The following is a 10,000-nucleotide window of genomic DNA, read 5'->3' on the forward strand; positions in this document are numbered from 1 at the left end:
TTGGAACATTTAGAGCAATTATGGAATAACGTCCTAGCGCAAGTCGAACAAAAGATTTCAAAACCAAGCTTCGAAACATGGCTTAAATCAACTAAACTTCTTTCCTATAAGGGATCTAACGTGACCATTGCAGCTCCAAATTCATTTGCACGCGACTGGTTGGAAAATCACTATGTTCACTTGATTACAGGCATTTTAACGGAACTTACAGGGGAAGACTTGCTCATCAAATTCGTTGTTCAAAAAGATCGGGGGACTGAAGATTTCGAGCTCCCAGCACCAAAAATTCAAGGAAAGTCAAACGATCAACATGATATTTCGCCAGGAATGCTTAATCCGAAATACACGTTTGATACATTCGTTATTGGATCAGGGAATCGATTTGCACACGCTGCTTCACTAGCTGTTGCTGAAGCACCCGCCAAAGCCTATAACCCTTTTTTCATTTATGGAGGCGTAGGGCTTGGAAAAACGCACTTAATGCACGCAATCGGTCATTACGTATTAGAACAAAATCCGAATGCCAAAGTAGTGTATTTATCATCTGAAAAATTTACAAATGAATTTATTAACTCCATACGTGACAATAAAGCGATCGATTTTCGTAATAAATACCGCAATGTTGACGTACTGTTAATAGACGATATCCAATTTTTAGCCGGTAAAGAATCTACACAAGAAGAATTTTTCCATACATTTAATACATTACATGAGGAATCTAAACAAATTGTTATATCAAGTGACCGTCCACCAAAAGAAATTCCGACATTGGAGGATCGCTTACGTTCACGCTTTGAATGGGGACTCATTACAGACATTGCCCCACCTGATTTAGAAACACGTATCGCCATTTTGCGTAAAAAGGCCAAAGCAGATGGGCTTGATATTCCAAATGAAGTAATGCTATATATAGCAAATCAAATTGATTCCAATATTCGTGAATTAGAAGGGGCTTTAATACGGGTCGTTGCTTACTCTTCTTTAGTACATGAGGAAGTGACGCCGGAACTTGCTGCTGCTGCATTAAAAGATATTATGCCAAATGCAAAACCGCGCATGATTTCGATTTTAGATATTCAAAATGCTGTAGGAGAGCATTATAATATTCGTTTAGAAGATTTTTCAGCAAAGAAACGTACAAAATCAATCGCTTTTCCACGGCAAGTAGCCATGTACTTATCGCGTGAACTCACTGATTTTTCATTGCCTAAAATTGGGGAAGAATTTGGTGGGCGTGATCATACAACCGTCATTCATGCTCATGAAAAAATTGCTTCACTGCTTAAAACCGATCAACAATTACAGCAAGATATTAAACAAATTCGCAATATGCTAGGTAAGTAATGTTGTGGATAAAATATGTATTTTTCAACTAAGTTATGCACAGTCTATCTACATGTGGATAGACTGATTTTATGCCTTTAAAACATACTTATCCACAAATCCACAGGACCTATTACTATATCTATTAATCTTTTAAATAATAAATAATTATATAAGCGAGGTAAAAATGATGAAATTTGAGATTATGCGCGATTATTTATTAGCAGGTTTGAATGATGTAATGAAAGCCGTTAGCTCAAAAACAACTGTGCCTATTTTGACAGGTATTAAAATCGATGTAACAAACGAAGGAGTTAGTTTAACAGGTAGCGATCAAGATATTACAATCCAGACATTTATTCCAGCTGAAGAAAACGGCGAACAAATTATGACGATTACAACAACAGGCTCTATTGTATTACAAGCACGTATGTTCAATGAAATCGTCCGTAAATTGCCAACTAACGATGTTGAAATTGAAGTAACAAATGGCTTTGCTACGTATATTCGCTCTGGTAAGTCAGAGTTCCATTTAATTGGACAAGATGCAATTGAATATCCACTATTACCAGAGATCTCAGCAGCAGAACGCTTTACAATTCCTGCAGATTTGTTAAAATCAATTATTCGAGAAACAGTTTTTGCTGTCGCAACATCAGAGAGTAGACCTGTATTAACAGGGGTAAATTGGAATATCCAAGACGGCGAATTAGTGTGTGTTGCAACAGATAGTCATCGTTTAGCGCGCCGAAAAACAAAATTAGAGCAATTACCTTCAGGGGTATCTAGTGTAGTTATCCCAGGTAAAAGTTTAAATGAATTAAACAAAATTTTAGAAGATTCTACAAACCCTGTACAAATTGTTATGACTAATCAACAAGTTCTTTTTAAAGCGGATAACATGTTGTTCTTTTCACGTTTACTAGAAGGGAATTACCCTGATACATCACGTTTAATACCTGAGAGCTATCAAACAAATGTCACGATTAACGGGAAAGCATTATTACAAGCTATTGATCGTGCATCCCTTTTAGCACGTGAAGATCGCAACAACGTTGTTCGTCTGGAAACGTTAGAAGGAAATGCAATTGAAATTTCATCGAATTCTCCTGAAATTGGGAAAGTACAAGAACAAATACAAGTAGAATCACTTGAAGGAGATACGTTAAAAATTTCATTTAGCGCAAAATACATGATGGAAGCATTAAAAGCCATTGATGGGCAAGATGTAATCATTCAATTTACTGGTGCAATGCGTCCATTCATTTTACGTGCTGTTCATGATGATTCTATTCTCCAATTAATCTTACCTGTACGCACATATTAAACACATGACGATGTTTTATTAGTTATTTATTTTAGAGTTAAGTAAAGAGAAGAGAGTTGCTTCAAAAACGAATTGAAGCAACTCTCTTTTACTTCTTAAACACTTTTTTGGTATGATAAAAGGATAAAGCTTGTTAACCGGAGGATGAATTATTTTGAAGGACATCATAATTGATACAGAGTTTATAACACTAGGCCAGCTATTAAAAATAACAGATGCAATTAGTTCTGGCGGAATGGCTAAGTGGTTTTTATCAGAAAATGCTGTGTATGTGAATGGTGAAGTAGACGATCGCCGTGGACGTAAATTGCGTGACGGAGATGTTGTGAACATTCCAGGCATAGGTCGTTTCCGTATTGTGAATGAAATTGGAGACTAATAATGAATATTGAGCGTTTACAGCTAACTAACTATCGAAATTATGAGTCACTTGCTCTTGAATTTTCTCCAAAGATTAATGTCTTCATCGGTGAAAATGCACAGGGTAAAACAAATGTGATGGAATCAATTTATGTACTCGCAATGGCAAAATCTCACCGTACATCGAACGATAAAGAATTAATACGTTGGGAACGAGACTATGGTAAAATAGAAGGTGTTGTACAGAAACGTTATGGCAGTATTCCGATACAATTAACTGTATCTAAAAAGGGAAAAAAAGGGAAGGTCAATCATATCGAACAATCGCGCCTTAGTGAATACGTTGGGCAGATGAATGTTGTGATGTTTGCTCCTGAAGATTTAAATGTTGTAAAAGGAAGCCCGCAAATACGACGTCGTTTTATCGATATGGAAATTGGGCAAATCTCGCCGGTGTATTTACATGATTTATTAACTTTCCAAAAAATTCTAAAACAGCGTAATCATTTATTAAAGACAAACCAAGGGCGTACGGCACTCGTAAATGATGTGATGTTTGACGTTTATACAGAACAATATATTCAAGCTGCTGTGAAGATTATCCGCAAGCGTTATGAGTTTATGGAGCTATTACAAGCTTGGGCTGAACCTATTCATGCAGGGATTTCACAAGGGAAAGAAAAGCTTATAATTAAGTATCGAGCGGTAAGTGGTATGGACGCAGAGTGGTCTGTTGAAAAGATGGCAGCACATCTTGAAGAGAAAATGGCAGAGGCAAAAAAAAGGGAAATTGAACGTGGTGTAACATTAGTAGGTCCGCATAGAGATGATTTACAATTTTTTGTAAATGACTATGACGTACAAGTGTACGGTTCGCAAGGGCAACAAAGAACCACGGCACTATCACTTAAGTTAGCTGAAATTGAATTGATTAAGCAAGAAACAAAAGAAGCGCCCATTTTACTATTGGACGACGTATTATCAGAGTTGGACGATTATCGTCAATCACATTTATTAAATACAATTCAAGGTGAAGTACAAACATTTGTTACAACGACAAGTGTAGATGGGATTCACCATGAAACAATTCAAAACGCAAAAATGTTCCATGTGAAACAAGGAACGATCGAACAATAACATAAGGCTTAATGTTATTTATATAGAGGCATACTGAAGTTACGAAAGAGTAGGTGGACAAGGTGGCTTTAGAGGAAAATAAAGTACAGCAAAATTATGATGCTGACCAAATACAAGTATTAGAGGGCTTAGAAGCGGTACGAAAGCGTCCAGGTATGTACATTGGTTCAACGAGTTCAAAAGGCTTGCATCATCTTGTATGGGAAATTGTTGATAATAGTATTGATGAAGCATTAGCAGGGTTTTGTACAGATATTACTGTAGCAATTGAGCCGGATAACTGGATTCGCGTTGAGGATAATGGCCGAGGAATTCCTGTAAGCGTGCAAGAAAAAATGGGCTTACCAGCTGTTGAAGTTATTATGACAGTACTGCATGCCGGTGGTAAATTTGGCGGCGGCGGATATAAAGTATCAGGTGGTTTACATGGTGTAGGGGCATCTGTTGTAAATGCTTTATCTATTGCTACAGAAGTATATGTAAAACGTGATGGACATATTCATGCAATTAAATTTGAGCGCGGTCAAACAGTACAACCGTTAGCCATTATTGGGGATGCGGAAGAAACAGGTACAATAACGCGCTTTAAAGCTGACAGTGAAATTTTCCGTGAAACAACAGCGTATGAATACGATATTTTAGCAACACGTTGTCGCGAATTAGCCTACTTAAATCGAGGTATTCGTATTATCATTCGTGACGAGCGAGAAACAGAAGTACGTGAAAATGTATTCTACTACGAAGGTGGTATTCGCTCTTATGTAGAACATTTAAATGCAAATAAAGAGCCTATTCATGATCCGATTGATGTTTCAGGTGAAAAAGACGGTATTTCAGTTGAAATAGCGATGCAGTACAATGCAGGCTTCTCATCAACTATTATGTCTTTTGCAAACAATATCAACACATATGAAGGCGGTACACACGAATCGGGCTTTAAAACAGCGCTAACACGTGTTATTAATGACTACGCACGTAAAGCTAACTTAATTAAAGATAACGAGGCTAATTTAACAGGGGAAGATGTTCGGGAAGGGTTAACCGCTATTGTTTCTGTAAAACATCCTGATCCACAATTTGAAGGGCAGACTAAAACAAAGTTAGGTAACTCTGAAGTCAGTCAAATTACGAACCAGCTATTTGCAGAAGGGTTTGAACGCTTTATGCTTGAAAACCCTTCTGTTGCACGTCAAGTTGTTGAAAAAGGAACAATGGCGGCACGTGCACGTGTTGCAGCGAAAAAAGCACGTGAATTTACACGTCGGAAATCAGCGCTTGAAGTATCAAGCTTGCCAGGGAAACTAGCGGACTGCTCATCAACCAATCCGGCAGAATGTGAAATTTATATTGTAGAAGGTGACTCTGCAGGTGGTTCAGCAAAATCTGGTCGTGATCGTCACTTCCAAGCCATTTTGCCACTACGCGGTAAGATTTTAAATGTGGAGAAAGCGCGTTTAGATAAGATTCTTTCTAATGCTGAAATTCGTGCAATGATTACAGCGTTTGGCACAGGTATTGGAGAAGAATTCAATTTAGAAAAAGCACGCTATCATAAAATCGTTATTATGACGGATGCCGATGTCGATGGTGCGCATATTCGTGTATTACTATTAACATTCTTCTTCCGCTTTATGCGCCCATTAATCGAAGCCGGTTATGTGTACGCTGCGAAGCCACCACTTTATCAAGTGAAGCAAGGAAAACATGTAGAATACTGTTATTCAGATAAAGAATTAGAAGAGATTTTAGCACGTTTACCGAAAATGCCAAAACCGAATGTACAACGTTACAAAGGTCTTGGTGAGATGAATGCAGAACAACTTTGGGATACAACGATGGATCCAGAGCACCGTACATTAATTCGAGTAGAGCTTGATGATGCAATTGAAGCTGATAAAATTTTCGATCATTTAATGGGCGATGAAGTTGCACCTCGTCGTGATTTTATTGAGGAAAATGCAGTATACGTGCAAGACTTGGATATTTAGTGCAATTGGAAGGAGGTCCTTATTTTGTCTGATATTCAGCATGGAAACATTGAGTCAAGAAATATTACAACTGAAATTAAAACATCATTTTTAAGTTATGCGATGAGTGTAATTGTTTCACGTGCATTACCGGATGTACGTGACGGTTTAAAACCTGTACATCGTCGTATTTTATTCGGTATGCAGGAACTAGGAAACACAGCAGATAAACCGTATAAAAAGAGTGCACGTATTGTCGGGGACGTCATGGGTAAATTCCACCCACATGGGGACTCTTCTATTTACGAGGCAATGGTACGTATGGCGCAAGATTTTAGCTATCGCTATATGTTAGTGGATGGTCATGGTAACTTTGGTTCTATTGATGGCGATGGTGCTGCGGCAATGCGTTATACAGAGTCACGTATGTCAAAAATCGCGATGGAAATGCTACGTGACATTAACAAAGATACGATTGATTATGAACCGAACTATGATGGTAGTGAAAATGAACCAAAAGTATTACCGGCTCGTTATCCAAACCTTCTAGTCAATGGTGCTGCAGGGATTGCCGTTGGTATGGCAACCAATATTCCACCACATCAATTAGGTGAAACAATCGATGCCGTATTAGCTGTTTCAGAAAATCCAGCCATTACAACAGAAGAATTAATGGAGATTATGCCAGGACCAGATTTCCCAACAGGGGGCATTATTTTAGGCCGTTCTGGTATTCGTCGTGCGTATGAAACAGGGCGCGGCTCGATTATCATTCGTGCGAAAGTTGAAATTGAACAAACATCGAGCGGGAAAGAAACGATTTTAATTCATGAGTTACCTTACCAAGTAAATAAGGCGAAGCTAATTGAGAAAATTGCCGAGCTTGTTCGTGATAAAAAAATCGATGGTATCACGCATTTACGTGACGAATCAGACCGTCGTGGTATGCGTGTTGTAATTGAAATTCGCCGTGATGCCAATGCCAATGTTGTCTTAAATAACTTATTTAAACAAACGGCGATGCAATCAAGCTTTGGTATTAATATGCTGGCTTTAGTAGATGGCCAACCAAAAGTACTTAGTTTAAAAGAGATGTTATATCATTACTTAGAACATCAAAAGATTGTCATTACGCGTCGTACAGCGTTTGAACTTCGTAAAGCAGAAGATCGTGCTCATATTTTAGAGGGTTTACGTATTGCACTGGATCATATTGATGAGATTATTAACATTATCCGTAGTTCCCGTAGTGGGGATGAGGCTAAACCTGTGCTAATGGAGCGTTTCAATTTAACAGAGCGACAAGCACAAGCAATTTTAGATATGCGTTTAGTGCGTTTGAGTGGATTAGAGCGTGAGAAAATCGAAGCTGAATATCAAGAATTACAAGTGCTAATTGCAGAATTAAAAGCGATTTTAGCAGATGAGGCGAGAGTCGTAGAAATTATTCGTAATGAGTTAACAGAAATTAAAGAACGATTCAATGATAAGCGTCGTACAGAAATTACTTCTGGCGGTTTAGAAACGATTGAAGATGAAGATTTAATTCCACGTGAAAACTCTGTTGTGACATTAACACATAATGGCTATATTAAACGTCTAGCAGCGAACACATATCGTAGTCAGAAGCGTGGGGGTCGTGGTGTACAAGGAATGGGAACAAACGAAGATGATTTTGTAGAGCATCTACTATCCACTTCTACACATGATACAATCTTATTCTTTACTTCAAAGGGTCGTGCATTTAAAGCAAAAGGTTACGAAATCCCTGAATTTGGACGTACAGCGAAAGGGTTACCAATCGTTAATCTGTTAAATATCGAAAAAAATGAGCACGTCACAGCCATGATTCGTGTAGAATCATTTGATAAAGATGCATACTTCATTTTTACAACGAAGACAGGTATTACAAAACGTACACCAGTGTCGCAATTCGCGAATATCCGTACAAATGGTCTAATTGCTATTAGTTTACATGAAGAGGATGATTTAATCTCAGTTCGTTTAACAGATGGACATAAACAAGTGGTGATTGGTACACATGATGGGATGCTAGTTCGCTTCAAAGAGGATGATATTCGTTCGATGGGCCGTACAGCTGCAGGCGTCCGTGGTATTAAATTACGCGATGGCGATTATGTAGTGGGTATGGAAATTTTAGAAGAAGGCCAAGAGATTCTAGTTGTAACAGAAAAAGGTTATGGAAAACGTACATCTGAATCTGAATACCGTTTACAAAGTCGCGGTGGTGTAGGGATTAAAACAATCCAAGTGACAGAAAAGAACGGACCGATGTGTGCGGTTAAGACAATTGATGGTTCAGAAGATGTTATGCTCATTACAATTAATGGTATGTTAATTCGTATGGATGTAAATGATATTTCTGTCATTGGTCGAAATACGCAAGGTGTTCGTTTAATTCGTCTTGGAGAAGATGAGTTAGTGGCTACCGTTGCAAAAGTAGAAAAAGAAGATACTGAAGATGCAGTTGATATAGAAGATTTAGAAGCATCCGAAGCAACAGCTGAATAATAGTGAGAGAAGGGACCGTCTGAAAAGACATTTTGAGACGGCACCTTGCGACGAGGATGGTGGCATTTTGATGTGACCACCGCAGGAGCAATATTTCTTAATGTGTAATTATTAAGGAGTAAAGGGGTGTCCAGAAAGTTTTTACTTTCTGGACACCCCCTTCTTTTTCAATATATAATGCAAAATATAAATTAGTTCTTACATTTGTTTACATACTTCGATACAATGAAAGAAAACTTTTTTGTTAAAGGTGGTTTTAACGTTGGAAGCTACATATGTGAATATATCAGAATTAAGATTAGGGAAAGTTGTAGCTGAAGATATTTTTGCTAATACACAATATCCGATAATTTTAAAAAATACTAAAATTAATCACGAGCATCTTCATGTTTTTAAAGCATTTCATATAAATAGAGTGCTTGTATTTAAAGGGCGGGAAGAAATCCTTGCTAAGGATGATGAAGAAATAGAAGTAATTATAGAAGTACCTGTACCGACAGTAACACCATTTGAACGTTTTTACAAAGAGGCAGTTGCTTATCTAAATAAAGAATTTAAAAATTGGCAAGCAGGGGCACGTGTTGATATTACAAAAGTTCGGAATGTCATGATTCCGTTAATTGAAGGTGTACTAGAAAAAAGATCTTATATATTTGATTTAAATAGTTATTCAAATGTGAAAGATTATCTATATCATCATTGTGTGGCAACAGGTTTAATTGCAGGTGTGATTACACAAAAACTGGGGTATGATCGCGGAACCGCAATTCAAATGGCTATTGCAGGTATGTTAGCTGACTGTGGAATGGCAAAGATTCCAACCCGTATTCGTGAAAAGAAAACATCGTTAACACCAGATGAATTTGTAGAAATACGTAAACATCCCGAATATAGCTATCAGATGGTAAAAGGCTTAACAGCTTTAAAAAAGGATATGAAAGAAGCAATTTTTCAACACCATGAACGTTTGGATGGAAGTGGGTATCCAAAAGGAGAAAGAGGATCGGTCATCACTATTTATTCGCAAATTATTGCAGTAGCAGACGTTTTCCATGCGATGACAAGTGAACGCTTATATCGCTCAAAACAATCACCTTTTAAAGTCATTGAAATGATTAAAGAAGAAGAGTTCGGAAAGTTTGATATTAAAGTTGTCCAAGCATTAATTGATATCATCGCCGATTTACCGATTGGAACACAGGTAGAGTTATCAAATTTAGAATATGCAGAAGTAATGTTCATTAATCGATATGCACTGACAAGACCGCTAGTAAAATTAATAAATACAGGTGAGATTATTGACTTATCGACTATTCGTAATTTCCATATTTCACGTATAATTACTAAAGGTTGA

7 protein-coding genes are annotated in these 10,000 nt (G+C 37.5%); all 7 read left to right on the plus strand.

Annotated features, from left to right (window positions below; all coding sequences use genetic code 11):
- The 7 genes from dnaA (at position 1) to ACQQ2I_RS00035 (ending at position 10,000) form a co-directional block, all read left to right on the plus strand.
- The gene (dnaA, locus tag ACQQ2I_RS00005) at positions 1-1,344 is read left to right on the plus strand and encodes a chromosomal replication initiator protein DnaA (RefSeq protein ID WP_431028529.1); all 1,344 of its coding nucleotides are present in this window, start codon (positions 1-3) and stop codon (positions 1,342-1,344) included.
- A 169-nt stretch (positions 1,345-1,513) separates the two neighbouring features.
- Positions 1,514-2,650: a DNA polymerase III subunit beta gene (dnaN, locus tag ACQQ2I_RS00010; protein WP_431030562.1), complete on the plus strand. Its 1,137-nt coding sequence runs from the start codon at positions 1,514-1,516 to the stop codon at positions 2,648-2,650.
- Between the two features lie 154 nt (positions 2,651-2,804).
- Positions 2,805-3,029 (plus strand): S4 domain-containing protein YaaA, encoded by a 225-nt coding sequence (gene yaaA / locus ACQQ2I_RS00015; RefSeq protein WP_431028530.1) that lies wholly within the window; start codon positions 2,805-2,807, stop codon positions 3,027-3,029.
- A 2-nt stretch (positions 3,030-3,031) separates the two neighbouring features.
- Positions 3,032-4,147, plus strand: coding sequence for a DNA replication/repair protein RecF (gene recF, locus ACQQ2I_RS00020; protein ID WP_431028531.1), 1,116 nt, complete (start codon positions 3,032-3,034; stop codon positions 4,145-4,147).
- A 62-nt stretch (positions 4,148-4,209) separates the two neighbouring features.
- On the plus strand, positions 4,210-6,135 hold the full coding sequence (gene gyrB, locus ACQQ2I_RS00025) for a DNA topoisomerase (ATP-hydrolyzing) subunit B (protein ID WP_431028532.1): 1,926 nt from the start codon (positions 4,210-4,212) through the stop codon (positions 6,133-6,135).
- Positions 6,136-6,159: 24 nt separating this feature from the next.
- A complete protein-coding gene (gyrA, locus tag ACQQ2I_RS00030; protein ID WP_431028533.1) occupies positions 6,160-8,646 on the plus strand; it encodes a DNA gyrase subunit A in 2,487 nt (828 codons plus the stop codon).
- A 262-nt stretch (positions 8,647-8,908) separates the two neighbouring features.
- The gene (locus tag ACQQ2I_RS00035) at positions 8,909-10,000 is read left to right on the plus strand and encodes an HD-GYP domain-containing protein (RefSeq protein ID WP_431028534.1); all 1,092 of its coding nucleotides are present in this window, start codon (positions 8,909-8,911) and stop codon (positions 9,998-10,000) included.

Origin of the sequence: Lysinibacillus sp. LZ02 (genome assembly GCF_050613145.1) — a bacterium.
In the GTDB taxonomy this organism is placed as follows: Bacteria; Bacillota; Bacilli; order Bacillales_A; family Planococcaceae; genus Lysinibacillus_B.

Excerpts from the sequence above, each read along its gene's own strand:
- dnaN (WP_431030562.1), top strand. The coding sequence starts at position 1,514 with ATGAAATTTGAGATTATGCGCGATTATTTATTAGCAGGTTTGAATGAT.
- recF (WP_431028531.1), top strand. The coding sequence starts at position 3,032 with ATGAATATTGAGCGTTTACAGCTAACTAACTATCGAAATTATGAGTCA.